The sequence below is a fragment of the Xanthomonas sp. F14 genome (genome assembly GCF_014199865.1).
This window is the reverse complement of the sequence record NZ_JACHOM010000001.1, coordinates 1-25,124: the sequence shown is the minus strand read 5'-3', so window position 1 is coordinate 25,124 and position 25,124 is coordinate 1. Positions and strand designations below refer to the sequence as shown.

37 protein-coding genes are annotated in these 25,124 nt (G+C 62.8%); 4 read left to right on the top strand and 33 right to left on the bottom strand.

Annotated elements, in window-relative coordinates:
• Positions 1-51: 51 nt before the first annotated feature.
• On the top strand, positions 52-666 hold the full coding sequence (locus GGR73_RS00185; RefSeq protein WP_184455126.1) for a glutathione S-transferase family protein: 615 nt from the start codon (positions 52-54) through the stop codon (positions 664-666).
• 80 nt (positions 667-746) lie between these two features.
• On the opposite strand, the gene GGR73_RS00180 is transcribed toward GGR73_RS00185, so the two are convergent.
• Positions 747-1,733, bottom strand: a complete 987-nt coding sequence (locus tag GGR73_RS00180; RefSeq protein ID WP_024938556.1) for a malate dehydrogenase — start codon at positions 1,731-1,733, stop codon at positions 747-749.
• 117 nt (positions 1,734-1,850) lie between these two features.
• Entirely contained in the window at positions 1,851-2,345 is a 495-nt protein-coding gene (locus tag GGR73_RS00175) for a peptidylprolyl isomerase (protein WP_016904578.1), read from the bottom strand.
• A 218-nt stretch (positions 2,346-2,563) separates the two neighbouring features.
• On the opposite strand from GGR73_RS00175, the gene typA reads away from it, so the two are divergent.
• The 3 genes from typA to GGR73_RS00160 all read left to right on the top strand — a co-directional run bounded on the left by typA (position 2,564) and on the right by GGR73_RS00160 (position 6,594).
• Positions 2,564-4,393, top strand: a complete 1,830-nt coding sequence (typA, locus tag GGR73_RS00170; RefSeq protein ID WP_016904579.1) for a translational GTPase TypA — start codon at positions 2,564-2,566, stop codon at positions 4,391-4,393.
• Between the two features lie 70 nt (positions 4,394-4,463).
• Positions 4,464-4,883 carry a DUF2127 domain-containing protein gene (locus tag GGR73_RS00165; protein ID WP_184456433.1) on the top strand — a complete coding sequence of 140 codons (420 nt, stop codon included), beginning with the start codon at positions 4,464-4,466 and terminating at the stop codon, positions 4,881-4,883.
• Between the two features lie 106 nt (positions 4,884-4,989).
• A complete protein-coding gene (locus tag GGR73_RS00160; RefSeq protein WP_184456431.1) occupies positions 4,990-6,594 on the top strand; it encodes an amidase in 1,605 nt (534 codons plus the stop codon).
• Here GGR73_RS00160 and GGR73_RS00155 read toward each other — a convergent pair.
• The 31 genes from GGR73_RS00155 to GGR73_RS00005 form a co-directional block, all read right to left on the bottom strand.
• Positions 6,584-7,711 carry a mechanosensitive ion channel family protein gene (locus GGR73_RS00155; RefSeq protein WP_024938559.1) on the bottom strand — a complete coding sequence of 376 codons (1,128 nt, stop codon included), beginning with the start codon at positions 7,709-7,711 and terminating at the stop codon, positions 6,584-6,586. The two genes, GGR73_RS00160 and GGR73_RS00155, sit on opposite strands and share 11 nt — an antisense overlap.
• Before the next feature lie 86 nt (positions 7,712-7,797).
• The gene (locus GGR73_RS00150) at positions 7,798-9,189 is read right to left on the bottom strand and encodes a class II 3-deoxy-7-phosphoheptulonate synthase (RefSeq protein ID WP_046345812.1); all 1,392 of its coding nucleotides are present in this window, start codon (positions 9,187-9,189) and stop codon (positions 7,798-7,800) included.
• A 48-nt stretch (positions 9,190-9,237) separates the two neighbouring features.
• Positions 9,238-9,756, bottom strand: a complete 519-nt coding sequence (locus tag GGR73_RS00145; RefSeq protein WP_184455123.1) for a disulfide bond formation protein B — start codon at positions 9,754-9,756, stop codon at positions 9,238-9,240.
• 324 nt (positions 9,757-10,080) lie between these two features.
• Positions 10,081-10,464, bottom strand: a complete 384-nt coding sequence (gene rplQ / locus GGR73_RS00140; protein ID WP_003486665.1) for a 50S ribosomal protein L17 — start codon at positions 10,462-10,464, stop codon at positions 10,081-10,083.
• Between the two features lie 180 nt (positions 10,465-10,644).
• On the bottom strand, positions 10,645-11,643 hold the full coding sequence (locus tag GGR73_RS00135; RefSeq protein WP_002811635.1) for a DNA-directed RNA polymerase subunit alpha: 999 nt from the start codon (positions 11,641-11,643) through the stop codon (positions 10,645-10,647).
• 53 nt (positions 11,644-11,696) lie between these two features.
• Positions 11,697-12,323, bottom strand: a complete 627-nt coding sequence (gene rpsD / locus GGR73_RS00130; protein WP_024938562.1) for a 30S ribosomal protein S4 — start codon at positions 12,321-12,323, stop codon at positions 11,697-11,699.
• Positions 12,324-12,338: 15 nt separating this feature from the next.
• Positions 12,339-12,731 (bottom strand): 30S ribosomal protein S11, encoded by a 393-nt coding sequence (gene rpsK / locus GGR73_RS00125; protein ID WP_003486671.1) that lies wholly within the window; start codon positions 12,729-12,731, stop codon positions 12,339-12,341.
• Between the two features lie 10 nt (positions 12,732-12,741).
• Positions 12,742-13,098: a 30S ribosomal protein S13 gene (gene rpsM / locus GGR73_RS00120; RefSeq protein ID WP_003486672.1), complete on the bottom strand. Its 357-nt coding sequence runs from the start codon at positions 13,096-13,098 to the stop codon at positions 12,742-12,744.
• 332 nt (positions 13,099-13,430) lie between these two features.
• Positions 13,431-14,798: a preprotein translocase subunit SecY gene (gene secY, locus GGR73_RS00115; protein ID WP_016900648.1), complete on the bottom strand. Its 1,368-nt coding sequence runs from the start codon at positions 14,796-14,798 to the stop codon at positions 13,431-13,433.
• A gap of 7 nt (positions 14,799-14,805) precedes the next feature.
• Positions 14,806-15,249 (bottom strand): 50S ribosomal protein L15, encoded by a 444-nt coding sequence (gene rplO / locus GGR73_RS00110; RefSeq protein ID WP_016900650.1) that lies wholly within the window; start codon positions 15,247-15,249, stop codon positions 14,806-14,808.
• A gap of 4 nt (positions 15,250-15,253) precedes the next feature.
• Entirely contained in the window at positions 15,254-15,445 is a 192-nt protein-coding gene (gene rpmD / locus GGR73_RS00105) for a 50S ribosomal protein L30 (protein WP_024938563.1), read from the bottom strand.
• A complete protein-coding gene (gene rpsE / locus GGR73_RS00100) occupies positions 15,438-15,980 on the bottom strand; it encodes a 30S ribosomal protein S5 (RefSeq protein WP_003486682.1) in 543 nt (180 codons plus the stop codon). The genes rpmD and rpsE overlap by 8 nt, the downstream gene beginning before the upstream one ends.
• Positions 15,981-16,139: 159 nt before the next feature.
• The gene (rplR, locus tag GGR73_RS00095) at positions 16,140-16,499 is read right to left on the bottom strand and encodes a 50S ribosomal protein L18 (RefSeq protein WP_016900655.1); all 360 of its coding nucleotides are present in this window, start codon (positions 16,497-16,499) and stop codon (positions 16,140-16,142) included.
• Positions 16,500-16,589: 90 nt separating this feature from the next.
• Positions 16,590-17,117, bottom strand: coding sequence for a 50S ribosomal protein L6 (gene rplF / locus GGR73_RS00090; protein WP_024938564.1), 528 nt, complete (start codon positions 17,115-17,117; stop codon positions 16,590-16,592).
• A gap of 15 nt (positions 17,118-17,132) precedes the next feature.
• Positions 17,133-17,531 carry a 30S ribosomal protein S8 gene (gene rpsH, locus GGR73_RS00085; protein WP_010371096.1) on the bottom strand — a complete coding sequence of 133 codons (399 nt, stop codon included), beginning with the start codon at positions 17,529-17,531 and terminating at the stop codon, positions 17,133-17,135.
• Between the two features lie 205 nt (positions 17,532-17,736).
• Positions 17,737-18,042, bottom strand: a complete 306-nt coding sequence (gene rpsN, locus GGR73_RS00080; RefSeq protein ID WP_005917137.1) for a 30S ribosomal protein S14 — start codon at positions 18,040-18,042, stop codon at positions 17,737-17,739.
• 18 nt (positions 18,043-18,060) lie between these two features.
• A complete protein-coding gene (rplE, locus tag GGR73_RS00075) occupies positions 18,061-18,603 on the bottom strand; it encodes a 50S ribosomal protein L5 (protein ID WP_010371090.1) in 543 nt (180 codons plus the stop codon).
• An 11-nt stretch (positions 18,604-18,614) separates the two neighbouring features.
• Positions 18,615-18,932: a 50S ribosomal protein L24 gene (gene rplX / locus GGR73_RS00070; protein WP_003486696.1), complete on the bottom strand. Its 318-nt coding sequence runs from the start codon at positions 18,930-18,932 to the stop codon at positions 18,615-18,617.
• A 15-nt stretch (positions 18,933-18,947) separates the two neighbouring features.
• On the bottom strand, positions 18,948-19,316 hold the full coding sequence (gene rplN, locus GGR73_RS00065) for a 50S ribosomal protein L14 (protein WP_003486699.1): 369 nt from the start codon (positions 19,314-19,316) through the stop codon (positions 18,948-18,950).
• Positions 19,317-19,330: 14 nt separating this feature from the next.
• Positions 19,331-19,600, bottom strand: coding sequence for a 30S ribosomal protein S17 (gene rpsQ / locus GGR73_RS00060; protein WP_016900663.1), 270 nt, complete (start codon positions 19,598-19,600; stop codon positions 19,331-19,333).
• Positions 19,601-19,611: 11 nt separating this feature from the next.
• Positions 19,612-19,797 carry a 50S ribosomal protein L29 gene (gene rpmC / locus GGR73_RS00055; RefSeq protein ID WP_006450638.1) on the bottom strand — a complete coding sequence of 62 codons (186 nt, stop codon included), beginning with the start codon at positions 19,795-19,797 and terminating at the stop codon, positions 19,612-19,614.
• The gene (gene rplP / locus GGR73_RS00050; protein WP_011036127.1) at positions 19,797-20,210 is read right to left on the bottom strand and encodes a 50S ribosomal protein L16; all 414 of its coding nucleotides are present in this window, start codon (positions 20,208-20,210) and stop codon (positions 19,797-19,799) included. The genes rpmC and rplP overlap by 1 nt, the downstream gene beginning before the upstream one ends.
• Positions 20,211-20,215: 5 nt before the next feature.
• Positions 20,216-20,950, bottom strand: coding sequence for a 30S ribosomal protein S3 (gene rpsC / locus GGR73_RS00045; RefSeq protein ID WP_024938565.1), 735 nt, complete (start codon positions 20,948-20,950; stop codon positions 20,216-20,218).
• Positions 20,951-20,967: 17 nt separating this feature from the next.
• On the bottom strand, positions 20,968-21,303 hold the full coding sequence (gene rplV / locus GGR73_RS00040) for a 50S ribosomal protein L22 (protein ID WP_002811686.1): 336 nt from the start codon (positions 21,301-21,303) through the stop codon (positions 20,968-20,970).
• Positions 21,304-21,315: 12 nt separating this feature from the next.
• Positions 21,316-21,585, bottom strand: a complete 270-nt coding sequence (gene rpsS / locus GGR73_RS00035; protein WP_005993369.1) for a 30S ribosomal protein S19 — start codon at positions 21,583-21,585, stop codon at positions 21,316-21,318.
• 6 nt (positions 21,586-21,591) lie between these two features.
• Entirely contained in the window at positions 21,592-22,419 is an 828-nt protein-coding gene (gene rplB / locus GGR73_RS00030; RefSeq protein WP_003486715.1) for a 50S ribosomal protein L2, read from the bottom strand.
• Between the two features lie 10 nt (positions 22,420-22,429).
• Positions 22,430-22,729: a 50S ribosomal protein L23 gene (gene rplW, locus GGR73_RS00025; RefSeq protein WP_002811694.1), complete on the bottom strand. Its 300-nt coding sequence runs from the start codon at positions 22,727-22,729 to the stop codon at positions 22,430-22,432.
• Positions 22,726-23,331, bottom strand: a complete 606-nt coding sequence (rplD, locus tag GGR73_RS00020) for a 50S ribosomal protein L4 (protein WP_024938567.1) — start codon at positions 23,329-23,331, stop codon at positions 22,726-22,728. The genes rplW and rplD overlap by 4 nt, the downstream gene beginning before the upstream one ends.
• 12 nt (positions 23,332-23,343) lie before the next feature.
• Positions 23,344-23,994 carry a 50S ribosomal protein L3 gene (rplC, locus tag GGR73_RS00015; RefSeq protein ID WP_184455121.1) on the bottom strand — a complete coding sequence of 217 codons (651 nt, stop codon included), beginning with the start codon at positions 23,992-23,994 and terminating at the stop codon, positions 23,344-23,346.
• 11 nt (positions 23,995-24,005) lie between these two features.
• On the bottom strand, positions 24,006-24,317 hold the full coding sequence (gene rpsJ / locus GGR73_RS00010) for a 30S ribosomal protein S10 (protein WP_003486723.1): 312 nt from the start codon (positions 24,315-24,317) through the stop codon (positions 24,006-24,008).
• 456 nt (positions 24,318-24,773) lie between these two features.
• Positions 24,774-25,124: EF-Tu C-terminal domain-related protein (locus GGR73_RS00005; RefSeq protein WP_456362897.1), on the bottom strand; the 351-nt coding region annotated here is incomplete at its 5' end.

The following is a 25,124-nucleotide window of genomic DNA, read 5'->3' as shown; positions in this document are numbered from 1 at the left end:
ACTCACGCGTTGCCGCTAAGCTTGCGTCTTCGTTCTTGTGCGGAAATTCTCATGAAGCTGTACACCAAGCCGGGCGCATGTTCGCTGGCAGATCACATCGTGCTGCGCTGGTCGGGGCTGCCCTTCGATCTGCAGGTGGTCGACGCCGCCACGATGAAATCCCCCGAATATCTGCGCCTCAACCCGGCCGGTGCCGTACCGCTGTTGGTCGTCGACGACTGGGCACTGACCCAGAACGCGGCCATCCTCAACTACATCGCCGACATCGCGCCGCTCACCGGTCTGTCCGGCGATGGCACCGCGCGCAGCCGTGCAGAGATCAATCGCTGGATCGCCTTCGCCAATGCGGATGTGCATCCGGCCTTCAAGCCGATCTTCGGCAGCACCGCCTATCTGCAGGACGACGCGCTGATCGCGCGCAGCCATGACGATGCACGCAGCAAGCTGCGCACCTTGTACGAACGTGTCGACGCGCATCTGCAGGGACGCAACTGGCTGGCAGGCGACACCCACACCGGCGCCGATGCGTACCTGTTCGTGACGCTGCGATGGGCGCAGAAGGTGGGCGTGGATCTCAGTGGCCTGAGCGCGGTAGATGCATTCGTGCAGCGCATGCTGGGCGATGCCGATGTGCAGGCCGCATTGCAGGCCGAAGGCCTGGCCTGAGCCGGGAGCATCGCACAAGCGCCACATAAAAAACGCCGGGCATTGCCCGGCGTTTTCGTTACAACAGCAAGGCGAGAAACTCAGCCCAGCAGATGCGACACGCCGCTGCGCTCTTCTTCCAGCTCGGCCAGGGTCTTGTCGATGTACTTCTGGCTGAAGTCGTCGATCGGCAGATCCTTGACCAGGGTGTACTCGCCGTTGGCGGTGGTCACCGGGAAGCCGAAGATCACGCCTTCCGGGATGCCGTAGGAGCCGTCGGACGGCACGCCCATCGTCACCCACTTGCCGTTGCTGCCCAGCACCCAGTCACGCACGTGATCGATGGCGGCATTGGCGGCCGACGCAGCCGAGGACAGGCCGCGCGCTTCGATGATCGCCGCGCCGCGCTTGCCCACGGTCGGGATGAAGGTGGACGCGTTCCATTCCTGGTCGTTGATCGCATCACCGATGGACGCGCCATCGGCGGTGGCGAAACGGTAGTCCGGGTACATGGTCGGGCTGTGGTTGCCCCAGACCACCAGCTTCTCGATGCCGCCGACCGGCTTGCCGAGCTTCTGCGACAGCTGGCTGAGCGCACGGTTGTGGTCCAGACGCAGCATGGCGGTGAAATTCTTCGGGTTCAGATCCGGCGCCGACTTCATCGCGATGTAGGCATTGGTGTTGGCCGGGTTGCCGACCACCAGCACCTTCACGTCACGCTTGGCGACCTTGTTCAACGCCGCGCCCTGCGCGGTGAAGATCTTGGCGTTTTCCAGCAGCAGGTCCTTGCGCTCCATGCCCGGGCCACGCGGACGCGCACCGACCAGCAGGGCGACGTCGATGTCCTTGAACGCCACTTCGGCGTCGTCGGTGCCGACCACGCCGGCCAGCAGCGGGAATGCGCAGTCTTCCAGCTCCATGATCACGCCCTTGAGCGCGGCCTGGGCCTTTTCATTGGACAGTTCCAGCAATTGCAGGATCACCGGCTGATCCTTGCCCAGCATTTCGCCGGAGGCGATGCGGAACAGCAGGGCATAGCCGATCTGGCCGGCAGCGCCGGTCACGGCAACACGAACAGGTGCTTTCATGGGGAGTTTCCTCTGCTAAAAAACATGGGTGGAGGTGCACGCTGGCGTGGCGCAGGGCCTGGCGGCGCGCAGTGACAGACGAACGGCCGCACAGGGCGGCCGTTCGGGGGAAAGACATCAGGCGGCGAGGATCTTGTTCCACTCCGCGACACGGTCGGCCTTGGCGGCCAGCACGGCGTCGGTATCGCCTTCGATCGTCACCTTGTTGATCACATCGCCCTGGGCGACGGCATCGACCACGTCCAGGCCCTGGGTGACCTTGCCGAACACGGTGTGCTTGCCGTCCAGCCACGGGGTGGCGGTGTGGGTGATGAAGAACTGGCTGCCGTTGGTGTTGGGGCCGGCATTGGCCATGGACAGCACGCCGCGCTCGTGACCGACGCCGTTGTTGGCTTCATCCTCGAAACGGTAGCCCGGGCCGCCGCGGCCGGAGCCTTCCGGGCAGCCGCCCTGGATCATGAAGTCGGCGATGACGCGGTGGAAGCTCAGGCCATCGTAGAAGCCGCGCTGGACCAGGTTGACGAAGTTGGCAACGGTCAGCGGGGCCTTGTCGGCGAACAGCTCGACCACGATCGGGCCGCGGGTGGTGTCGAAATGGGCAATCAGGGACATGGAAATCCTTGCAGGTTTCAGGGTGTATGACAGCCCATTAGGATACACCCGGGCGTGCAGGCGGCCGTGCAGGTTGGACCATCGTCGGGGGTATCCGGGCTAGCTGAATGGGCGTTTTGGACCGCTCGGCGGCCGAACGCAACGGCACGGCAACGAAACCGCTATAATGTCGGGCTTACCTCATCTCAAGACTGGCGCCAGACAGGGGCCCTTTCCGCATGTCTATCGAAAAACTCCGCAATATCGCCATCGTCGCGCACGTTGACCATGGCAAGACCACCCTCGTCGACTGCCTGCTGAAGCAGTCCGGCACCCTGTCCGAACGCACCGTGCTGGCTGAGCGCGTGATGGACAGCAACGATCAGGAAAAGGAGCGTGGCATCACGATCCTGGCCAAGAACACGGCCATCACCTGGAACGGCAACCGCATCAACATCGTCGACACCCCGGGACACGCCGACTTCGGTGGCGAAGTCGAGCGCGTGCTGTCGATGGTGGACTCGGTGCTGATCCTGGTCGATGCGATGGACGGCCCGATGCCGCAGACCCGCTTCGTCACCCAGAAGGCGTTCGCGATGGGCTTCAAGCCGATCGTGGTGGTCAACAAGATCGACCGTCCCGGCGCACGCCCGGACTGGGTCATCGACCAGGTGTTCGACCTGTTCGACAAGCTCGGCGCAACCGACGAGCAGTTGGACTTCCCGATCGTCTACACCTCCGCCCTGAACGGCTACGCCAGCCTGGATTCGAGCGTGCGCGACGGCGACATGACCCCGCTGTACGAAGCGATCATGCAGCATGTGTCGGCACCGGACGTGGATCCGGACGGCCCGTTCCAGATGCGCATCAGCCAGCTGGACTACAACAACTTCGTCGGCGTGATCGGCATCGGCCGCATCCAGCGCGGCGTGCTGAAGAAGAACATGCCGGTCAGCGTGATCGACCGCGAAGGCAAGAAGCGCCAGGGCAAGGTGCTGCAGGTGCTGGGCTTCCTCGGCCTGGAGCGCATCGAGCAGGACACCGCCGAGGCCGGCGACATCGTCGCCATCTCCGGCGTGGCCGAGCTGACCATTTCCGACACCGTGTGTGCGCTCGACGCCCCGGAAGCGCTGCCCGCGCTGACCGTGGACGAGCCCACCATCTCGATGACCTTCCAGGTCAACAACTCGCCGTTCGCCGGCAACAAGGACCTGTCCGGCGGCAAGTTCCTGACCAGCCGCCAGCTGCGCGACCGTCTGGACCGCGAGAAGGTGCACAACGTGGCACTGAAGGTCGAGGAAGGCTCCGACGCCGACAAGTTCCTGGTTTCCGGCCGTGGCGAACTGCACCTGTCGGTACTGATCGAGAACATGCGTCGTGAAGGCTACGAGCTGGCCGTGTCGCGCCCGGAAGTCATCATCAAGGAAATCGACGGCAAGCAGATGGAGCCGATCGAACAGCTGGTGGTGGACATCGAAGAACAGCACCAGGGCGGCGTGATGGAAAAGCTGGGCACCCGCAAGGGCCAGCTGAAGAACATGGAGCCGGACGGCAAGGGCCGCGTGCGCCTGGATTACATGATCCCGGCGCGTGGCCTGATCGGCTTCCAGAACGAGTTCCGCACCCTGACCCAGGGCTCGGGCCTGCTGTTCCATGTGTTCGACCATTACGGTCCGAAGGAACAGGGCGCGATCGCCAAGCGCCAGAACGGCGTGATGATTGCCAACGCTGCGGGCGCCACCCCGGCCTATGCACTGGGGCCGTTGGAAGAGCGTGGCCGTCTGTTCGCTGCCGAAGGCGACAACGTGTATGAAGGTCAGCTGGTCGGTATCCACTCCAAGGACAACGACCTGACCGTCAACGCGATCAAGACCAAGCCGCTGACCAACATGCGTGCTTCGGGCAAGGACGATGCGATCAAGCTGACCCCGGCGATCAAGTACACGCTGGAGCAGGCACTGGACTTCATCGAGGACGACGAGCTGGTGGAAGTCACCCCGAAGGAAATCCGCCTGCGCAAGAAGTTCCTCACCGAAAGCGACCGCAAGCGCGCTGGCCGTTCCGGCTAAACACGGGACGTCCATCTTCGTGAGCAACACGCCCTACAGCCCGGATCCGCGTGCGCATCCGGGGCTGCATGTGATCGCCTTGCTAGAGGCGGTCAAGGGGACGCTTGCGCTGTTGGCGGCGACGGGCCTGGAAATTCTGGGCCCGCTCCCGCTGCAGAACGCGGTCAGCACACTGATCCGCCGCTTCAACCTGGATCCCGACCACGGCGCACTGCCGTCGTTGCTCAAGACCATCAGTCCCGACGCCGTCCATCTGGCTGCTGCCGCAATGCTGGCCTATGGCCTGCTGCACGTGGTGGAGGCCTGGGGTCTGTGGCGCGCCAAGGCCTGGGCGTCACTGCTGGGCTGCCTGTCGGCGGCCATCTATCTGCCGTTCGATATCTACGCCATCGTCCGCCATCCCGGCTGGACCGCCTGGGGCGTGCTGGTGATCAATCTGATCGTGGTCGGCGTGCTGGCACGCGATCTGATCAAGCGCCGGCGCCGCTGAGGCCCCCTGCCCGTCTGCGGGCATGTCATACACATTGTCACCCCGCCGCAGCGCCGTTAGCCTGCGAACAGTCCCCCGGGGAACACCGCCAATGCGATCCACCACCTTGTCCTTCGCGCTGCTGCTTGCGCTGTGCGGCTGTGCGCATACCGAAAGCCTGACCCCGGCCGGTGCCAACGCAGCCACTGCCAGGCAAGACGATCTGATCGACGCCGACATCGTCGGCCTGCAGGCACGCATGGCGTCTGGCACGACCAGCAGCCTGGACCTGACCCGCGCATACCTGCAGCGTATCGCCACCATCGATCGCGCCGGGCCCACTCTCAATTCGGTGATCGAACTCAACCCGCAGGCCGAAGCCGACGCACGTGCATTGGACGCCGAACGCCACGCTGGCCATGTGCGCGGGCCCCTGCATGGCATTCCGGTACTGCTTAAGGACAACATCGATGCGCTGCCGATGGTCAACAGCGCCGGCTCGCTGGCATTGGCCGATTTCAGGCCCGGCCGCGATGCGTTTCTGGTGCAGCGCCTGCGCGCCGCTGGCGCGGTGATCCTGGGCAAGACCAACCTGAGCGAGTGGGCCAACTTCCGCTCCACCAAGTCCAGCTCCGGCTGGAGCGCACGCGGCGGGCTGACCCGCAATCCGTACGCGCTGGATCGTAATCCCTGCGGCTCCAGTGCCGGCACCGGCGCGGCGATCGCCGCCAGCCTGGCCACGGTCGGCATCGGCACCGAAACCGACGGCAGCATCACCTGCCCGGCCTCGGTGAACGGCCTGGTCGGGCTCAAGCCGACTGTGGGCCTGGTCAGCCGCGACGGCATCATTCCGATCTCGGCCAGCCAGGACACCGCCGGCCCGATGTCGCGCAGCGTCGCCGATGCGGCCGCGGTGCTGCAGGCGATTGCCGCGCCCGACCCGCAGGATCCGGCGGCGCGCACTGCACCGACGTCCGCGCCGGATTATCTGGCGCATCTCAGACCCGATGGCCTGCGCGGCGCCCGCCTGGGCCTGCTGCGCAATCCCTTGCGCGAAGATCCGGCCATTGCCGCCACGCTGGAGCGCGCCGTGCAGACGCTGCGCGCCGCTGGCGCCACCGTGATCGAAACCAGCCTGGCGACCGAGGGCCAGTGGGACGCCGCCGAGCAAACGGTCTTGTTGGTCGAATTCAAGGCCGGCCTGAACGCGTATCTGCGCAGCCACGCCGCGCCGGTGTCGAGCCTGGAGCAGCTGATCGCCTTCAATCGCAGCCACGCGCAGCGTGAGATGCCCTACTTCGGGCAGGAGCTGTTCGAGCAGGCGCAGGCCGAGGCCGGACTGGACGATGCCGCCTATCTCACGGCCCGCGCTACTGCCAAACGGCTGGCCGGGCCGGACGGCATCGACGCCGCGCTGCAGGCCGATCGCCTGGATGCGCTGATCGTGCCGACCACCGGTGCTGCCTGGGTCACCGACCTGGTCAAGGGCGACACCTTTCCCGGAGCCGGCTATGGTGCGGCTGCGGTAGCCGGCTATCCCAGCCTGAGCGTGCCGATGGGACAGACCCAGGGCCTGCCGCTGGGCCTATTGTTCATGGGCAGCGCCTGGAGCGAGCCGCGCCTGATCGAACTGGCCTACGCCTACGAACAACGCAGCAAGGCGCGTATTGCGCCCCGCTATGCGCCGACTGCGCCCAGCGCGCCGGCGGCCGCGCCTGCAGCTACACCGTAGTCGCAGGCTCGCCGTCTTCGGCACCAGGCGAGCGCACGCTCTCCTGGGCGATCGGTGCGGCAGCACGCAGGGGTGGCTTTTCCTGCGCGGCGATTTCGGCGCGAATCCTGGGCAGTGCGTAAGGGTGCTCGCGGGTCAGGAAGTCGATCATGCGCTCGCGGCTGATGCAGCGCAGATCGAACGCATCGCCGGAATTGCGCGCGCTCACCAGCAGGCGTACCTGGATCGTGCTCTCGCTGGTTTCGGTCACCTGGGTCACGCACACGCGTCCATCCCACAGCGGCTCGCTCTTGCAAATGCGCTCCAGCTCGGCGCGCACCGCCGCGATCGGGGTGCGGTAATCCAGCCACAGGAATGCGGTACCGAGCAGGTCGGCGCTACTGCGCGTCCAGTTCTGGAACGGGTGCTCGATCCACCAGGTCAACGGCACCACCATCCGCCGCTCGTCCCAGATCCGCACCACCACATACGAGCTACCGATCTCCTCGATGCGGCCCCATTCGCCTTCCACGATCACCACATCGTCCAGCCGGATCGGCTGGGTCAGGGCGATCTGCAGACCGGCGATCAGGTTGCCGAACACCGGCTTGGCCGCGATACCGGCCACCAGGCCGATGATGCCGGCCGATGCCAGCAGCGTCTTGCCGATCTGGCGTACCTGCTCGAAGCCAAGCAGTACCACCGAGATGCCGAGCAGGATCACCGCGCCCATCACCACCCGGCTCAGCACGCGTGTCTGGGTCTGGATGCGCCGTGCGGTCAGGTTGTCGGACACCTCGATCGGGTTGCTGCGCAGGATCGCCATCTCGCCGGCGGCGACCGCGCGCACCAACAGCCAGGTCACGCAGCCAACGATGCCGACGTGCAGCAGATGCTGCATCGCCGCCAGCCCCTTGCCGGATAGCGGCGTCGCTTCGGTGGCGACGCCCAGAAACAGCAGCGGCAGGATGAAGGCAGCCGGCAGCGTGACCACGCGAATGATGCGTGCACGGCGATAGTCGCGGCCCTGCATGCGGCGAAACAGCCACAGCATCAACGACCAGGTGACGATGCCCGCCAGCAGCGCGGCACCAAGCGGGATTGCGTATTCGCGGATGACGTTCCAATCGGCAGTCAAACCGTTCCTCCTGTGGGGGGGAAAGAGGGATGGCTGCAGCATCATGCCGCACGCGGCATGAGCATCACGTCATGCGTACGGTGACATCACGCGCCCAGCGGTTGCGACGCCACCTGCTGTTGCTTGCGCACGATCGCCATTGCGATTTCCAGCGACTGCTCGTAGTTCAGCCGCGGATCCACGCTGGAGCGGTAGGCGCGCTCCAGATCGCGCTCGGTCAACTCGCGCGCGCCACCGGTGCATTCGGTGACGTCTTCGCCGGTCAGTTCCAGATGCACCCCGCCCAGCCGCGTCCCGGCGGCCGCATGCAGATCGAAGGACAACTCGACCTCGCTGCGGATATTGTCGAAACGCCGTGTCTTATAGCCATTTCCGGTGCTTTCGGTATTGCCGTGCATCGCATCGCACACCCACAACACCCGACGTCCATCGCGCTTGACCGCCTCCAGCAGCGGCGGCAACTTCTCGGCGATCTGCGCCGCACCCATGCGATGGATGAAGCTCAGGCGGCCGGGTTCGTCTTCGGGATTGAGCACGTCGATCAGACGCAACAGCTGATCCGGCTGCACCGATGGCCCCACCTTGATCGCGATCGGGTTACGCACGCCACGCAGGTATTCCACATGCGCGCCATCCAGCGCAGCAGTACGCATGCCGATCCACGGGTAATGCGTGCTCAGGTTGAACCAGCCCCACTGGCGCGGCACCTGCCGGGTCAGGCCTTCCTCGTACGGCAGCAACAGCGCCTCGTGCGAGGTGTAGAAGTCGATGCGATTGAGGTTGTAGACCTCCGCGCCGGACAGGGTCTCCATAAAGCGCACCGCATCGCCGATCGATGCCACCATCTTCTGGTAGTCCGCCGCCAGCGGCGAATACCCCACCCAGTCCAGATTCCAGTATTCGGGATGGTGCAGGTCGGCAAAGCCGCCGTCGATCAGAGCGCGCACGAAATTCATCGTCATCGCCGAGCGCGAATGCGCGGTGATCATGCGCTGCGGATCCGGCACGCGCGCCGCTTCGGTGAAGGCTGGCGCGTTGATCACATCGCCGCGGTAGCTCGGCAAGGTCACCCCGTCGCGGGTTTCGGTGTCGGCCGAACGCGGCTTGGCGTACTGCCCCGCAAAGCGCCCTACCCGCACCACCGGCAGGTGCAGGCCATGCACCAGCACCAGGCTCATTTGCAGCAGCACCTTCAGGCGATTGGAGATCGTGCCCGATTCGCAATCGCTGAAGTTCTCGGCGCAATCGCCGCCCTGCAGCAGGAAGCGCTTGCCTTCCTGCGCCTCCGCCAGCTGGCGCTTGAGCGCAAAGATTTCCCAGGAGGTCACCAGCGGCGGCAGCTGCCGCAACTCGCCCAGCGTGTGTTCCAACGCAACGGCGTCCGGGTAGACCGGCATCTGCAACGCCGGACGCTGCCGCCAGCTCTGCGGCGACCACTGCTCTGCCTGGTTGACGGACGAATGAGGGGAAGCGGACATCGTGAACTCCAGAAATCTCGGGCGCCGGCCAGCGCCGGAACGAAACGATCAGAACAGTTTGCGCGGACCACGCTGCCTGAAGCCGGCGTACAGCGCCCACAGCGCCAGGCCCACGAACCACAGCATGCTCCACATCGGCATGCTCAGGCCCAGAAAGCGCCAATCGATATTGCCGCAGTCGCCGGTGCCGGTCAGCACGGTGCGGAACACTTCGAACGGTCCCATCGTCTCGCTCAGGAAGCTCAACGGCGGCCCGCACGAGGACATCATGTCCTTGGGCCGGATCTGCACCCAGACATGCCGCGCCGCGATGCCCATGCCGACGCCGGCAGCGATGAAGCTCAGCACGCCATAGAGCTTGCGCGTGCCCGCTGTGCGCGGCCCATGCAACGCGCCCAGCAGAAACAACAGCGCCAGCGCCGCAAACGCGATCCGCTGGAAGATGCATAGCGGGCATGGCTCCAGCCCAAGATGCAGCTGTACGTAGATCGCATAGGCAAGCAATCCTGCGCAGGCAAGAAAGCCCAGCAAGAACTGCGCCCGGAAACCCCAACGAAATGGATTCATCGCTACCGCTTGCCTAGGATCGAATGCCCGATTATCAGCCATCGCTGCCGCGGTGACCACGGATGCCTGCATCGGGCAGGTCGCCCGGCAGCAGGCCCGGTGCAGCCATGCATGTCGCCAGTCATGTGTCGGCCTGCAGACCCTCGACACCGCCCGTAGACGGCCGCCTTTGCGGCGGTGAGCTTGATCCTGGTTGAGGCATGCACATCGCTGCGCTGTTGCCGAAACACCCATACCAAGACCGACCGCCATGGTCCGGCACAGGCAATAAAAAAGCCCGGCGCTAGCCGGGCTTTTCGAGAATCTTTGCGAAGGGCGAACCGATTACTCGGCCACTTCCTCGGCGACGACCGGACGGTCGACCAGCTCGACATACGCCATCGGCGCATTGTCACCGGCACGGAAGCCGGCCTTCAGGATGCGCAGGTAGCCGCCGGGACGGGTCGCGTAACGCGGGCCCAGTTCGACGAACAGCTTGCCCACTGCTTCCTTGTCGCGCAGGCGAGCGAACGCCAGACGACGATTGGCAACGCCATCGACCTTGCCGATGGTGATCAGCGGCTCGGCGACGCGACGCAGTTCCTTGGCCTTCGGCAAGGTGGTCTTGATCAGCTCGTGCTTGAACAGCGACGCGGCCATATTGCGGAACATGGCTTCGCGGTGCGCGCTGGTGCGGTTGAATTTACGACCGGATTTCTGGTGACGCATGAGTGTGATTTCCTGAGGAATGTTGAGACTGCTTGAGAGACGCTGTCGCCATCCTGGCGCTGTTGAATGGACTGCGGTTGGTCCGAGCCGGCCGTCCTTTGACCGGATGTCACCGCGGGCTTTGGCCCGTCGATGTAAAAAAACAGCATGGGCGCCCGAAGACGCCCATGCGGTGATGCATTAACCAAGCATGCCGTGCTGGGCGACACCGGCCGGCGGCCAGTTCTCCAGCTTCATGCCCAGTGCAAGGCCGCGCTGTGCCAGCACTTCCTTGATTTCGGTCAGCGACTTCTTGCCGAGGTTCGGGGTCTTGAGCAGCTCCACTTCGGTCTTCTGGATCAGATCACCGATGTAGTAGATGCTCTCGGCCTTCAGGCAGTTGGCCGAACGCACGGTCAGCTCGAGGTCGTCGATCGGGCGCAGCAGCACCGGATCCACGCCGCTGGCAGCCGGCTTGGCCGCACCGCGATCGCGGTGGGTGAAATCGCCGAACACCGACAGCTGATCGCTGAGGATGTCGGCGGCGGTGCGCACGGCTTCCTCGGCATCGATCGTGCCGTTGGTTTCGATATCGATCACCAGCTTGTCGAGGTCGGTGCGCTGTTCAACGCGCGCAGCTTCCACGGCATAGGCAACGCGACGCACCGGCGAGAACGACGCATCCAGCATCAGACGACCGATGGTGCGGGTCTCTTCGTCCGGACGACGACGCGCGGCAGCCGGCTGATAGCCGAAACCACGCTCGATCTTCAGGCGCATGTTCAGCGCCGTGTCCTTGGTCAGGTGGCAGATCACGTGGTCGCCGTTGATGATCTCGACGTTGTGATCGGTCCTGATGTCGGCCGCAGTGACCGTGCCCGGACCCTGCTTGGACAACGACAGCGTCGCGCTGTCGCCACTATGCATACGAATCGCCACGTCTTTCAGGTTGAGCAGGACGTCAAGCACGTCTTCCTGCAGCCCTTCGACCGTGGTGTACTCGTGCAGCACGCCGTCGATCTCGACCTCGGTGATCGCAAAACCCGGGATCGACGACAACAGCACACGACGCAGGGCATTGCCCAGCGTGTGCCCGTAACCGCGCTCCAAGGGCTCGATCACGACCTTTGCGCGATTGTCGGTAAGACGTTCGATCTGCGGACCACGGGGGCGCAGAACCTGGTTGGCGGTAACCGTCATGTTGCGGGGTCTCCTGCGAACCTCCGGCGGTGCCGGAGGCTCTCCAATGTGAATTACTTCGAATACAACTCGACGATCAGCGCTTCGTTGATATCCGAAGGCAGGTCAGCGCGATCCGGAACGGCCTTGAACACGCCGCTGAACTTCTTCGAATCGACTTCGACCCACGACGGCGTCATGTCGTGCTGCTCAGCCACGGTCAGGGCTTCCTGCACGCGAAGCTGCTTCTGTGCCTTTTCCGACAGCGTGATCGCATCGCCAGCCTTGATCTGGTACGAAGCCAGATTCACCGACTTGCCATTGACCAGCACGCCACGGTGCGACACCAGCTGGCGCGCGGCCGGACGGGTGACGGCAAAGCCCATGCGGTAGCAGACGTTGTCCAGACGGGTTTCCAGCAACTGCAGCAGGTTCTCGCCGGTGTTGCCCTTCTTGGTCGAGGCCTTCTTGTAGTAGTTGCGGAACTGACGCTCCAGCAAACCGTAGATGCGCTTGACCTTCTGCTTTTCGCGCAGCTGGGTGGCATAGTCGGAGAGCTTGCCTTTGCGAGCCGCGCCGTGTTGGCCGGGCTTCTGCTCAAGCTTGCACTTGGAGTCCAGCGCGCGCGCCGGGCTCTTGAGGGAAAGATCGACGCCTTCGCGGCGGGCGAGCTTACAGGTAGGACCGATATAACGAGCCATTTCTTATCGCTCCCTTTAGACGCGACGCTTCTTCGGCGGACGGCACCCGTTGTGCGGGATTGGCGTCACGTCGATGATGTTGGTGATCTTGTAGCCCACGTTGTTCAACGAACGCACGGCCGACTCACGGCCCGGACCCGGACCCTTGATACGCACTTCCAGCGACTTCACGCCGTAGTCGAGCGCAGCGCGGCCAGCCTTTTCGGCGGCAACCTGAGCAGCGAACGGGGTCGACTTGCGCGAACCACGGAAACCGGCGCCGCCGGACGTGGCCCACGACAGTGCATTGCCCTGGCGATCGGTGATGGTGACGATGGTGTTGTTGAACGAAGCGTGGACGTGAGCGACGCCGTCAGTGATGACGCGCTTGATCTTCTTCTTCGTTTTCTTTTCTGCTGGCTTTGCCATGATCTATCCCTTACTTCCTGATCGCCTTGCGCGGACCCTTACGGGTGCGGGCGTTGGTACGGGTGCGCTGACCACGCAGCGGGAGACCACGGCGATGACGCAGACCGCGATAGCAGCCCAGGTCCATCAGTCGCTTGATCGCGATACCGATTTCGCGGCGCAGGTCGCCTTCGACGACATACTTGCCGACCTCGGCGCGCAGGCGCTCGATTTCGGGTTCGGACAGATCACGAATCTTCGTGGTAGAGGTAACGCCTGCGGATTCGCAGAGCTTCTTCGAACGGGTACGGCCGATGCCGTAGATGCTTTGCAACCCGACCCAGACGTGCTTCTGGGCTGGCAGGTTGACGCCTGCAATACGCGCCATGACGCGATTCTCCAACTGAGTGATGGCCCGACAGCGCCCAGGCGCCATCCGGCAGGATGGATCAAAAGTGAACTCGGAATTGTAGCAAGGCCTCGGATTGCTTTGAAGCCCGTGGAACCAAAAGTTCCATGGACCCGGCGTGGGGAGTGTGCCCTCGCTCCGGCGCCGGACGATGTTGATCCAGAAAACTTCTCCGAATCGCCTGTACTACTCCCGCACAGGACCACCTCGTCACACCCGCGCGCGAGACGTCGCGCGAGCCGCCCTTCTGATCGGAAGATCGTGGCCCGGGAACCAGGCCGTCTTCACGCAATGAAGATCTAGTGTACCACTTAACTGCGCGCCAGACCGCCGCGCGAGCCACCCTTGAGGTTGGCCTTCTTCAGCAGGCTCTCATACTGATGCGACATCAGATGGGCCTGGATCTGCGCGATGAAGTCCATCACCACCACCACGGCAATCAACAACGACGTGCCACCGAAGTGGAACGAGGTGCCCAGCTGGGTACGCATGATTTCCGGCAGCAGGCAGACGATCACCAGGTACAACGAACCCGCTGCGGTCAGCCGGGTCAGCACGCCGTCCACATAGTCAGCTGTCGCCTTTCCCGGACGGATACCCGGAATCAGTGCGCCAGACTTCTTGAGGTTGTCGGCGGTTTCCTGCGAGTTGAACACCAGCGCGGTATAGAAGAACGCGAAGCCGATGATCAGCGCAGCGAACACCAGCATGTGCACCGGTTCGCCAGGCCCAAGCGCATTGGCAATCTTCTGCAGCCACGAACCCACGCCACTGCCCGACGCCGCCTGACCCGACCACATCGACAGCGTGGCCGGGAAGGCCAGGATGCTGGACGCGAAGATCGGCGGAATCACGCCTGCCATGTTGAGCTTCAGCGGCAGGAACGAGGTCTGGTTCATGTACGCATTGCGGCCGCCCTGGCGGCGCGCGTAATTGACCGTGATACGTCGCTGCCCGCGCTCGACAAACACCACGAACAACGTGAACGCCAGAATGGTGATGACGATCAACAGCAGCGAAATGAAGCTCAGATTGCCTTCGCGGAAGGCCTCGACGGTCTGGATTGCCGCCGACGGAAGGCCTGCAACGATGCCGGCAAAGATGATCAGCGACACGCCGTTACCGATGCCACGCTCGGTGACCTGCTCGCCCACCCACATCAGGAAGATGGTGCCGGCGGTCAGTGCAATCACTGCGGTGAGCACGAAACCCATGCCCGGCGCGTACACCACCGGAGCGCCACCAGGCGCGGTCTGGTTCTGTAGTGCCAGCGCGATACTGCCGCCCTGCACCACCGCCAGCAGCACCGCACCGATGCGCGAATACTGGGTGATCTTGCGTCGGCCGGATTCGCCTTCCTTCTGCATCGCCTTGAGGGCGGGAAAGATGTGCGTGGCCAACTGGATCACGATCGATGCCGAGATATACGGCATCACGTTCAACGCAAAAATACTGAAACGGTGCAGGGCGCCGCCCGAGAACATGTTGAACATGTCCACGATGCCGCCGCCCTGCGCCTGCATCAACGAAAGCATGGCATCGGGATTCACGCCCGGCACCGGCACATAGCAGCCGATGCGATAGACGATCAATGCCCCGAGGACGAACAGTAGCCGCTGGCGAAGTTCCGTGAACTTGCCGAGCCCGCCACCGAGGTTACCAATGCCAGCCTGCGCCATCTGCCGATTACTCCTCTACGCTGCCGCCGGCAGCTTCGATTGCTGCCTTGGCGCCCGCACTTGCGGCGACACCCTTCAGCACGAACTTCTTGCTCAGCTCGCCCTTCAGCACGATCTTCGCCTTCTTGGCGCGGCTCGGGACCAGATTGGCCGCACGCAGCGCTGCAAAGTCGATCTCACCGGCTTCCAGCTTGTCCAGCTGGTAGGACAACACTTCGGCACTGTCACGCGCCATCTTGGAACGGAAGCCGATCTTCGGCAGACGGCGCTGCATCGGCGTCTGGCCGCCTTCGAAGCCGGCCTTGATCTTGCCGCCGCCCTTGCGAGCGAACGAACCCTTGTGGCCGCGGCCGCAGGTCTTGCCGAGGCCGGAGCCGATGCCACGACCGACGCGGGTGCGCTCGGTACGGGCGCCGTCGGCGGGCTTGAGGTCATTGAGATGCAAAGTCATGGGATTAGTCCTCAACCTTGACGAGGTAGTGAACGGTATTGATCAGACCGCGAACCTGCGGGCTGTCCTTCAGTTCACGCACATCGTTGAGCTTATTCAGGCCCAACGCACGCACCGACAGGCGGTGACGCGACTGGGTTCCACGCAGGCCACGCACCAGGCGCACCTTCACGGTCTTGTTGGTGTCCTTAGCCATGGTTGAGCTCCTCCACCTTCTTGCCGCGCTTGGCCGCAACACGGGCCGGCGACTGCACTTCCGACAGACCCTTCAGGGTTGCACGGACCAGGTTGATCGGATTACGCGAACCAACCGCCTTGGCCAGCACGTTCTTGACGCCGACCGCTTCCAGCACGGCGCGCATGGCACCGCCGGCGATGACGCCCGTACCTTCCGACGCCGGCTGCATGTAGACGCGTGCTGCGCCATGGCCGGACTTGACGGCATGCCACAAGGTACCGTTGTTCAGATCGACAGTCGCCAGGTTCTTGCGCGCCTGCTCCATCGACTTCTGGATGGCGACCGGCACTTCGCGCGCCTTGCCATAACCGAAACCGACCTTGCCCAGACCATCGCCGACCACGGTCAACGCGGTGAAGGTGAACTGGCGACCGCCCTTGACCGTCTTGCTGACGCGATTGACCGCGACCAGCTTTTCGATCATGCCATCGTCGACTTTCTCTTCGCGGTTACGGTCGCGATCACGACCCCGCGGTGCACGTTCTTCTGCCATCTTGATTCCTTGATTGATTGGGTATGTACGGCTCGAAGCCGCTTATGGTTGTGAAGTCACGCTGTGTTCCCGGCACCGTTGCAAAAGAACGGGACGGTCCGGCATCTCCCCTGCCGGCGGTAACGCGGATGTGGCCGATGGCCACATCCGCAGCAGTGCTTAGAACTGCAGGCCGCCTTCGCGAGCTGCGTCGGCCAGCGCCTTGATACGGCCATGGTAGCGATAGCCCGAGCGGTCGAATGCGACCTTCTCGATGCCCGCAGCCTTGGCGCGCTCGGCGATCAGCTTGCCAACCTTGACGGCCGCATCGCTGTTCTTGCCGTTCTTGAGGCCTTCCTTGACGTCGGCCTGCAGGGTGTTCGCCGCCGCGATCACCTTGGAGCCGTCGGCGGTGAAGACCTGCGCATACAGATGCTGGCCGGTGCGCAGCACCGACAGGCGAGCGACGCCCAGTTCACGGATGTGCGAACGGGTGGACTTGGCGCGACGCAGACGGGCGATGTTCTTGTTGATGCTCATGATATTTATCCTACGGAAGCTGAAGGAAGCAGGCTTTTGCATCGAAAAGTCCGGCCATGGATGGCCGGGCTCCTAGCAGAGGGACCTGCATTACGCCTTCTTGGCTTCCTTGCGAATGATGACTTCACCGGCGTACTTCACACCCTTGCCCTTGTAGGGCTCCGGCGGACGGAAACCGCGAATCTTGGCGGCAACTTCGCCGACGCGCTGCTTGTCGGCGCCCTGGACCACGATTTCGGTCTGGGTCGGGGTCGACAGCGTGATGCCTTCCGGCGCCACGAACACCAGCGGGTGCGAGAAGCCGAGCGCCAGGCTCAGGTCCTTGCCCTGCATGGCGGCACGGTAACCGACGCCCACCAGCTCGAGCTTGCGCTCGAAGCCTTCGGACACGCCCTTGACCATATTGGCAAGGATGGCGCGCACGGTGCCGGTGATGGCGATCTGCGACGGCTCGTTGGCCGACAGCGTGGCAACGTCGCCGTCAACGGCGATTTCGACGCCAACCGGCTTCGGCAGGGTCAGGGTGCCCTTCGGGCCCTTGACGCTGACCAGCTCGGGCTGGACCTTGAGTTCAACACCCTTCGGAAGGGAGACAGGCTTCTTGGCTACACGGGACATGATCGATTCCTTCCCTTAGGCCACGAAGCACAGGACTTCACCACCAACGCCGGCTTCGCGAGCCTGCGCATCGGTCATGATGCCCTTCGACGTGGAAATGATGGCGATACCCAGGCCACCCAGGACCTTGGGCAGCTCGGTCTTGCCGCGGTACTGGCGCAGACCCGAGCGCGAGAAACGCTTCAGGGTCTCGATGACCGGACGGCCTTCGAAATACTTCAGCACGATTTCCAGCTCCGACTTGTTGTTCTCGGTCGCTGTCACGCGCAGGTCGGTGATGTAACCCTCGTCCTTCAGGACCTGGGCGATCGCGACCTTGATCTTGGACGACGGCAATTTCACCGTCTGCTTACCAACCGCGGCCGCATTCTTGATGCGTACCAGCAGGTCGGCGATGGGATCAGTCATGCTCATATGAGTACCTTTGAGTGCACCGATATCCGCTTTCGCGAAAATCTTGTGTTTTCCTGGGGATGGGCCAGGACCCTTTACGCCATGCCAGGCCCGTGCGGGCAAGACAGAAGCGGAAGTATACGACAAAAGAGCCCGACCTGCGTCGGACTCCCATGTTGAACAGAACCATCCTGCTCAAGCCGGCCGCGAGCGACCGGCAATGCTGTTACCAGCTTGCCTTGCGCAGGCCCGGAACGTCGCCGTTCATGGTGGCTTTGCGCAGCATGTTGCGACCCAGACCGAACTTGCGGTAGACACCGCGCGGACGACCGGACAACTCGCAACGGTTGCGGTGGCGGCTCGGCGACGAATCGCGCGGCAGCTTCTGCAACTTGGTCGACGCGTCGATCTTCTCTTCGTAGGACGCATCCTGGCTGGAGAGGATCTTCTTCAGCGCATCACGCTTGCCGGCGAATTTCTTCGCCAGCTTTGCACGCTTGATGTCGCGGTGGATCATGGAGGTCTTTGCCATTTCGGATGTCCTCGACGGTCAGTTACGGAACGGGAACTTGAACGCTGCCAGCAGCGCCTTCGCTTCCGCATCCGTCTTGGCGGTGGTGGTGATGGCGATATCCATACCGCGGATCGCGTCGACGGCGTCGAAGTCGATTTCCGGGAAGATGATCTGTTCCTTCACACCCATGTTGAAGTTGCCACGACCGTCAAAGGAGCGACCCGAAACACCACGGAAGTCGCGCACGCGCGGCAGCGAGATGTTGATCAGACGATCCAGAAACTCGTACATCTTGGCGCGACGCAACGTGGTCTTGCAGCCGATCGGCCAACCGTCACGAATCTTGAACGATGCGACCGAAACGCGCGACTTGGTGACCACCGGCTTCTGACCGGAGATCTTGGACATGTCGGCGACCGCATTTTCCAGAATCTTCTTGTTGGTAGCCGCCTCGCCCACGCCCATGTTGAGCGTGACCTTGACCAGCTTCGGCACTTCCATCGGATTGGTGTAGCCGAATTCCTTCATCAGGGCCGGCACCACGTTTTCCTTGTAAAACTTTTCGAGACGAGTGTTCATGATCGCATTCCTCAGGCGTCGAGCGCCTCACCGCTGGAGCGGAACACACGCAATTTGCGTCCATCCTCCAGCACCTTGAAGCCAACGCGCTCGCCCTTGCCCGTTGCCGGGTTGACGATATTGACGTTGGAGATATGGATCGACGCTTCACGCTCGACCACGCCGCCGGCGACACCCGCCTGCGGGTTCGGCTTGGTGTGGCGCTTGATGACGTTGGCATTGGAGACGATCACGCGATCGCCATCCACACGCACAACTTCACCCTGCTTACCCTTGTCCTTGCCGGTGTTGATGACGACCTGGTCGCCCTTCTTGATACGGTTAGCCATGTATATGTCCTCCGCTCACAGCACTTCGGGAGCGAGCGAGACGATCTTCATGAACTTCTCGGAACGCAGCTCGCGCGTCACCGGCCCGAAGATGCGGGTCCCGATCGGCTCCTGCTTATTGTTCAACAGCACAGCGGCGTTGCCATCGAAGCGGATCAGCGAACCGTCGGGACGGCGCACACCCTTGCGGGTACGCACCACGACGGCGTCGTAGACTTCGCCCTTCTTGACCTTACCGCGCGGAATGGCGTCCTTGACGGTCACCTTGATGATGTCGCCAATGTGTGCGTAACGGCGCTTGGAGCCGCCCAGCACCTTGATGCACATCACTTCCTTGGCACCCGAATTGTCGGCGACATCGAGGTAGCTCTGCATCTGGATCATGATTCAGATCTCCCTTATTCGGCCGAACGGGTGACGATTTCGACCACCCGCCAGTTCTTGGTCTTGGACATTGGAGCAATCTCGGTCACACGCACGACATCGCCTTCGTTGCAGGCATTGTCGGCGTCGTGTGCGTGGAGCTTGGACGAGCGCTTGATGTACTTACCGTACAACGGGTGCTTGACCTGGCGCTCCACCAACACGGTGACCGTCTTGTCCATCTTGTTGCTGACGACACGGCCTTCGACCGTGCGCAGCGCTTGCTTTTCGTTGTTGTCGCTCATCGCGGCCGTCCTTACTTGGTGCTGCCGAGCAGGTACTTGACGCGAGCAATCTCGCGGCGCACCCGGCGGGTATCGTGGGTCTTCGGCAGCTGGCCGGTGACCTGCTGCATACGGAGCGAGAACTGCTCCTTACGCAGATCGGTCAGGTGGGCCTTCAGTTCGTCAGCCGACTTCTCGCGGAGTTGTTTGATATCCATCAGCGCACCGTCCGGGTCACGAAAGTGGTGGTCACCGACAATTTCGCGGCGGCAAGGCGGAACGCCTCACGTGCGATATCCTCGGGAATACCCTCGATTTCATAGATCATGCGGCCCGGCTGAATCTGCGCGACCCAGTACTCCACGTTGCCCTTACCGGAGCCCATGCGGACTTCGATCGGCTTCTTGGTGATCGGCTTGTCGGGGAACACACGAATCCACATCTTGCCGCCCTTCTTGACGTGGCGGCTGATCGTACGACGTGCTGCTTCAATCTGACGCGCGGTCAGCTGACCGTGCGCGGTTGCCTTGAGGCCGTACTCGCCGAAGCTGACGGCGTTTCCGCTCCATGCCAGGCCGTCGTTACGGCCCTTGTGCATCTTGCGATATTTGGTTCGCTTGGGTTGCAACATTGCCGTTACCTCGCTTCACGAGCCGGGCGCGAAGGACGGTCACCACGGTCGCCGCGATCGTTACGATCGTTGCGCGGGCTGTCGTCCTGCTTCTCCTGGCCAACCTGGGAGAAGTCGAAGACCTCACCCTTATAGATCCAGACCTTGATGCCGATGATGCCGTACGTCGTGGACGCCTCGGCAAAACCGTAATCGATGTCGGCACGTAGCGTGTGCAGCGGCACGCGGCCTTCGCGGTACCACTCCGAACGGGCGATTTCTGCACCGTTGAGGCGGCCAGCCACATTGACCTTGATGCCCAGGGCACCCAAGCGCATCGCGTTGCCGACCGAGCGCTTCATTGCGCGGCGGAACATGATGCGACGCTCAAGCTGCTGCGCGATCGACTCGGCGACCAGCTGCGCATCCAGCTCCGGCTTGCGCACTTCGGTGACGTTGATGTGGGCAGGAACACCCATCATCGCGCTCACTTCCTTACGCAGCTTTTCGATGTCCTCGCCACGCTTGCCGATCACCACGCCCGGACGGGCGGTGTGAATCGTCACGCGGGCGGTTTTGGCAGGGCGCTCGATCAAGATCTTGCTGATACCTGCCTGCGCGAGCTTCTTGCGCAGCATTTCACGCACTTTCAGGTCGGCTGCCAGGTAGGCGGCGAAGTCGGCCTTGCTTGCGTACCACTTGGAATTCCAGTCCTTGGCGATGCCAAGGCGAATTCCAGTCGGATGAACTTTATGACCCATGGTCTTTTCCTTTCCGCTTACTTGGCGGCGCCGACAATCACAGTGATGTGACTGGTGCGCTTGAGGATGCGGGTACCGCGGCCTTTCGCCCGCGCCATGAAACGCTTCAGGGAGGGACCTTCATCAACCATGATGGTCTTGACCTTCAGCTCGTCGACATCCGCGCCCTGATTGTTCTCGGCATTGGCAATAGCCGACTCCACAACCTTCTTGATCAGGTGCGCAGCCTTCTTGTCCGAGAACTTCAGCAGATTGACCGCACGTTCGGCGGACAGTCCACGCACCTGGTCAGCGACCAGGCGGGCCTTCTGCGGGGAGATGCGCGCGGTGCGCAGGATTGCTTTCGCTTCCATCGTCATCTCTCCTTACCTGCTCGACTTCTTGTCGCCACCGTGACCCTTGAAGGTCCGGGTGACGGCAAATTCGCCGAGCTTGTGGCCGACCATATTCTCGTTGACGAGCACCGGAATGTGGTTCTTGCCGTTATGCACGGCGATGGTGATGCCTACCATTTCCGGCAGGATCATCGAACGGCGCGACCAGGTCTTGATCGGCTTCTTGCTACCCGCAGCGGACTCCACCTTCTTTGCAAGGTGGTGATCGACGAACGGGCCCTTCTTAAGTGAACGTGCCATGGTCGATTAGCCCCTACGATCGCGGACGATGAATTGCTGGGTGCGCTTGTTCTTGCGCGTCTTGTAACCCTTGGTCGGAACACCCCACGGGGTGACCGGATGCGGATTACCCTGGCCAGCCTTGGCCTCACCACCACCGTGCGGGTGATCGACCGGGTTCATGGCCGCACCGCGAACGGTCGGACGAACACCGCGCCAGCGCTTGGCGCCAGCCTTGCCCAGCTTCTCGAGGTTGTGCTCGTCGTTGCCGACTTCGCCGATGGTGGCGCGGCACTCGACCGGCACCTTGCGCATTTCGCCCGAGCGCAGACGCAGCGTGGCATAGATGCCTTCGCGAGCGACCAGCTGGACGGCTGCACCGGCAGCACGTGCGATCTGAGCGCCCTTACCCGGCTTCAGCTCGATACCGTGGACCGTCGTACCGACCGGGATGTTGCGCAGCGGCAGCGTGTTGCCGGTCTTGATCGGTGCATTGGCACCGGCAATGACCTGGTCGCCAGCCTTCAGGCCCTTGGGGGCGATGATGTAGCGGCGCTCGCCGTCGACGTAGCACAGCAGGGCGATATGAGCGGTACGGTTCGGATCGTATTCGATCCGCTCCACACGCGCCGGAATACCTTCCTTGTTGCGCTTGAAGTCGATGATGCGGTAGTGCTGCTTGTGACCACCACCGACGTGACGCACGGTGATGCGGCCATGGTGGTTACGACCACCGGACTTGCTCTGCGAGTCGAGCAGCGCCGCGTGCGGTGCGCCCTTGTGCAGATCGGGGGTGACCACGCGCACGGCGGAACGACGGCCGGGAGAGGTGGGTTTGAACTTCATCAATGGCATGGGATGGACCTCAGGCCTTGGCCGTTACGTCGATGGACTGACCATCAACCAGGCGGACGTACGCCTTGCGCCAATTGCCACGGCTGCCAGCACGGTTACGGAAGGACTTGCTCTTGCCCTTGACGTTGACCACGTTGACTGCTTTGACCTTGACGTCGAACAGCTGCTCAACCGCGGCCTTTACATCGGCCTTGGTGGCTTCGTTCGAAACTTCGAAGACATACTGGTTGGAGATTTCCTGCAGGCGCGCGGTCTTTTCGGAGACTCGCGGAGCACGCAGCACGCTGAAGATTTTTTCGTTGCTGCTCATGCCAGCCACTCCTCGACCTTCTTGACCGCATCGGCGGTGATCACGACCGTATCGGCCCCGACCAGAGCGACCGGATCCAGACCCTGCACATCACGCACCTGCACATACGGCAGATTGCGGGCGGACAGATACAGGTGCTCGGACGCTTCCTCGGTGACGATCAGCGGGCGCTTGCCCACGTCCAGTCCCTTCAGCTTCTCGATCAGACCCTGGGTCTTGGTGGTTTCGACGTCGAACGCATCGACGATCATCAGGCGACCCTGGCGATTAAGCTCAGAGAAGATCGCGCAGATGGCCGCACGGTACATCTTGCGGTTGACTTTCTGTTCGAAGCTGCGCGGCTTGGCCGCAAAGGTCACGCCGCCGCCGATGAAGATCGGAGCCGTCAGCGCGCCATGACGCGCACCGCCGCCCTTCTGCTTCTTCGACTTCTTGGTCGTGCCCGCAACTTCCGAACGCGTCTTCTGAGCCTTGGTACCAGCGCGGCCGGCATTGCGATAAGCGACGACGACCTGGTGAACCAGATCTTCGCTGAATTCGCGACCGAACACGGCATCGGAGACCGAGACCTTGTTGTTGCTACCCGTGATAACGAGTTCCATCGTCATCTCTCCTTATGCCTTGCTCGCCGGACGGACGATCACGTCGCCACCAGCTGCGCCAGGCACGGCGCCGCGGATAGCAATCAGACCACGCTCGACGTCGACCTTGACCACTTCCAGGTTCTGCGTGCTTTGCTGCACGGCGCCCATGTGGCCCGACATCTTCTTACCCGGGAAAACGCGACCCGGGGTCTGGCGCTGACCCAACGAACCCGGCGCGCGATGCGACAGCGAGTTACCGTGAGTTGCATCGCCCATACGGAAGTTGTAGCGCTTGATGGTGCCCTGGAAACCCTTACCCTTGGTGACGCCCTGGACGTCGACCTTCTGGCCGACCTCGAAGATGTCCGCCTTGATTTCGCCGCCGACGGCGAAATCGCCGAGCTGCGCATCGTCAACGCGGAATTCCCACAAGCCGCGACCCGCTTCCACCTTCGCCTTGGCGAAGTGACCAGCGGCCGGCTTGTTGACCAGTGCGGCGCGACGCGCGCCAACGGTAATCTGCACTGCGCTGTAACCGTCGGTTTCAACGGTCTTGATCTGCGCGATGCGGTTCGGAGTTGCTTCGATCAGCGTAACCGGCACCGAGCGGCCGTCTTCAGTGAAGACGCGGCTCATGCCAGCCTTGCGGCCCACGAAGCCCAACGAATATTTCTTCGTCATGGTCGTAGTCCTCAGGTCAACTTGATCTGTACGTCGACGCCAGCCGCGAGTTCGAGCTTCATCAGCGCGTCCACGGTCTTGTCGTTCGGGTCGACGATATCGAGCACACGCTTGTGCGTGCGGGTTTCGTACTGGTCACGCGCATCCTTGTCGGCATGCGGGGATACGAGGATGGTGTAACGTTCGATCTTGGTCGGCAACGGGATCGGGCCACGCACTTGCGCGCCGGTCCGCTTAGCCGTTTCGACGATCTCGCTGGCCGAACGGTCGATCAAACGATGATCGAACGCCTTCAACCGAATCCGGATCTTTTGTTCCGACATGACGGAAGCTTCCTTCGTTAAAAGAGCGACGGGCAAGGCCTCTGGGATACCTGCCCCGATATTCCTGACGTAGATGAAATCGCCGCGCATCCTGCTGGCGAGGGCATTTCCTCCGCCCAAAAACTGAGGCAGACCGGTAAACCGGCCTGCCCAGACGGAAAAGTATAGTGCGCAACAAGAGCACGGTCAACAACATGTGAGTTGTTGAGTGCTCCATGCGACGCGACCTTCCCGGTCTGGCGAACACGAGCGGCATCCTGCCGTTCTTTTCGCTGTAACTCAGCGCCCTACCCAGGGACACCGAGCCGCGCATTATAGCGGCGTGATTGTGGTCGCGCAAGCACCCTGCCCTATGAGGACGTTTGCGAACCCTGACCCCGGACCAAAAAAAGGGCCGGCTTGCGCCGACCCTCCTTCTTGCAGATCCAGCGACTAATGCCGCTGGATTGCAGGCACTTACTTGATGATCTTGGCAACCACACCGGCGCCGACGGTACGACCGCCTTCACGGATGGCGAAGCGCAGACCTTCGTCCATCGCGACCGGGTTGATCAGGGTCACGACCATCTTCACGTTGTCGCCCGGCATCACCATCTCCACGCCTTCCGGCAGCTGGCAGGCGCCAGTGATGTCGGTGGTGCGGAAGTAGAACTGCGGACGGTAGCCCTTGAAGAACGGGGTATGACGACCACCCTCATCCTTGGACAGCACATAGACTTCGGCTTCGAACTCGGTGTGCGGCTTGATCGAACCCGGCTTGCACAGCACCTGGCCGCGCTCGACGTCGTCACGCTTGGTGCCGCGCAG

Excerpts from the sequence above, each read along its gene's own strand:
- rpmC (WP_006450638.1), bottom strand. The coding sequence starts at position 19,797 with ATGGATATCAAACAACTCCGCGAGAAGTCGGCTGACGAACTGAAGGCC.
- rpsH (WP_010371096.1), bottom strand. The coding sequence starts at position 17,531 with ATGAGCATGACTGATCCCATCGCCGACCTGCTGGTACGCATCAAGAAT.
- rpsD (WP_024938562.1), bottom strand. The coding sequence starts at position 12,323 with ATGGCTCGTTATATCGGTCCTACCTGTAAGCTCGCCCGCCGCGAAGGC.
- GGR73_RS00150 (WP_046345812.1), bottom strand. The coding sequence starts at position 9,189 with ATGTCCGCTTCCCCTCATTCGTCCGTCAACCAGGCAGAGCAGTGGTCG.
- rplR (WP_016900655.1), bottom strand. The coding sequence starts at position 16,499 with ATGAGCATCAACAAGAACATCGCCCGTCTGCGTCGCGCCAAGTCCACC.
- rplW (WP_002811694.1), bottom strand. The coding sequence starts at position 22,729 with ATGAGCAGCAACGAAAAAATCTTCAGCGTGCTGCGTGCTCCGCGAGTC.
- rpsE (WP_003486682.1), bottom strand. The coding sequence starts at position 15,980 with ATGGCAGAAGAACGTGCACCGCGGGGTCGTGATCGCGACCGTAACCGC.
- typA (WP_016904579.1), top strand. The coding sequence starts at position 2,564 with ATGTCTATCGAAAAACTCCGCAATATCGCCATCGTCGCGCACGTTGAC.
- rplX (WP_003486696.1), bottom strand. The coding sequence starts at position 18,932 with ATGGCTAACCGTATCAAGAAGGGCGACCAGGTCGTCATCAACACCGGC.
- rplN (WP_003486699.1), bottom strand. The coding sequence starts at position 19,316 with ATGATCCAGATGCAGAGCTACCTCGATGTCGCCGACAATTCGGGTGCC.
- rplF (WP_024938564.1), bottom strand. The coding sequence starts at position 17,117 with ATGTCCCGTGTAGCCAAGAAGCCTGTCTCCCTTCCGAAGGGTGTTGAA.
- rplE (WP_010371090.1), bottom strand. The coding sequence starts at position 18,603 with ATGAACACTCGTCTCGAAAAGTTTTACAAGGAAAACGTGGTGCCGGCC.
- rplV (WP_002811686.1), bottom strand. The coding sequence starts at position 21,303 with ATGGAAGCGAAAGCAATCCTGCGCACCGCGCGCATCTCCCCGCAGAAG.
- rplD (WP_024938567.1), bottom strand. The coding sequence starts at position 23,331 with ATGGAACTCGTTATCACGGGTAGCAACAACAAGGTCTCGGTCTCCGAT.
- rplC (WP_184455121.1), bottom strand. The coding sequence starts at position 23,994 with ATGACGAAGAAATATTCGTTGGGCTTCGTGGGCCGCAAGGCTGGCATG.
- rpsS (WP_005993369.1), bottom strand. The coding sequence starts at position 21,585 with ATGGCACGTTCACTTAAGAAGGGCCCGTTCGTCGATCACCACCTTGCA.
- rplO (WP_016900650.1), bottom strand. The coding sequence starts at position 15,249 with ATGACTTTGCATCTCAATGACCTCAAGCCCGCCGACGGCGCCCGTACC.
- GGR73_RS00135 (WP_002811635.1), bottom strand. The coding sequence starts at position 11,643 with ATGACGGTTACCGCCAACCAGGTTCTGCGCCCCCGTGGTCCGCAGATC.
- rpsQ (WP_016900663.1), bottom strand. The coding sequence starts at position 19,600 with ATGAGCGACAACAACGAAAAGCAAGCGCTGCGCACGGTCGAAGGCCGT.
- GGR73_RS00145 (WP_184455123.1), bottom strand. The coding sequence starts at position 9,756 with ATGAATCCATTTCGTTGGGGTTTCCGGGCGCAGTTCTTGCTGGGCTTT.
- rpsN (WP_005917137.1), bottom strand. The coding sequence starts at position 18,042 with ATGGCAAAGACCTCCATGATCCACCGCGACATCAAGCGTGCAAAGCTG.
- secY (WP_016900648.1), bottom strand. The coding sequence starts at position 14,798 with ATGGCGCAGGCTGGCATTGGTAACCTCGGTGGCGGGCTCGGCAAGTTC.
- rpmD (WP_024938563.1), bottom strand. The coding sequence starts at position 15,445 with ATGGCTAAGGACACCAACAAGACCGTGAAGGTGCGCCTGGTGCGTGGC.
- rpsK (WP_003486671.1), bottom strand. The coding sequence starts at position 12,731 with ATGGCAAAGCCAGCAGAAAAGAAAACGAAGAAGAAGATCAAGCGCGTC.
- rplP (WP_011036127.1), bottom strand. The coding sequence starts at position 20,210 with ATGTTGCAACCCAAGCGAACCAAATATCGCAAGATGCACAAGGGCCGT.
- rpsM (WP_003486672.1), bottom strand. The coding sequence starts at position 13,098 with ATGGCGCGTATTGCAGGCGTCAACCTGCCAGCCCAGAAGCACGTCTGG.
- GGR73_RS00180 (WP_024938556.1), bottom strand. The coding sequence starts at position 1,733 with ATGAAAGCACCTGTTCGTGTTGCCGTGACCGGCGCTGCCGGCCAGATC.
- rplQ (WP_003486665.1), bottom strand. The coding sequence starts at position 10,464 with ATGCGTCACCAGAAATCCGGTCGTAAATTCAACCGCACCAGCGCGCAC.
- GGR73_RS00175 (WP_016904578.1), bottom strand. The coding sequence starts at position 2,345 with ATGTCCCTGATTGCCCATTTCGACACCACCCGCGGCCCGATCGTGGTC.
- rpsC (WP_024938565.1), bottom strand. The coding sequence starts at position 20,950 with ATGGGTCATAAAGTTCATCCGACTGGAATTCGCCTTGGCATCGCCAAG.
- GGR73_RS00185 (WP_184455126.1), top strand. The coding sequence starts at position 52 with ATGAAGCTGTACACCAAGCCGGGCGCATGTTCGCTGGCAGATCACATC.
- rplB (WP_003486715.1), bottom strand. The coding sequence starts at position 22,419 with ATGCCATTGATGAAGTTCAAACCCACCTCTCCCGGCCGTCGTTCCGCC.
- rpsJ (WP_003486723.1), bottom strand. The coding sequence starts at position 24,317 with ATGTCGGAACAAAAGATCCGGATTCGGTTGAAGGCGTTCGATCATCGT.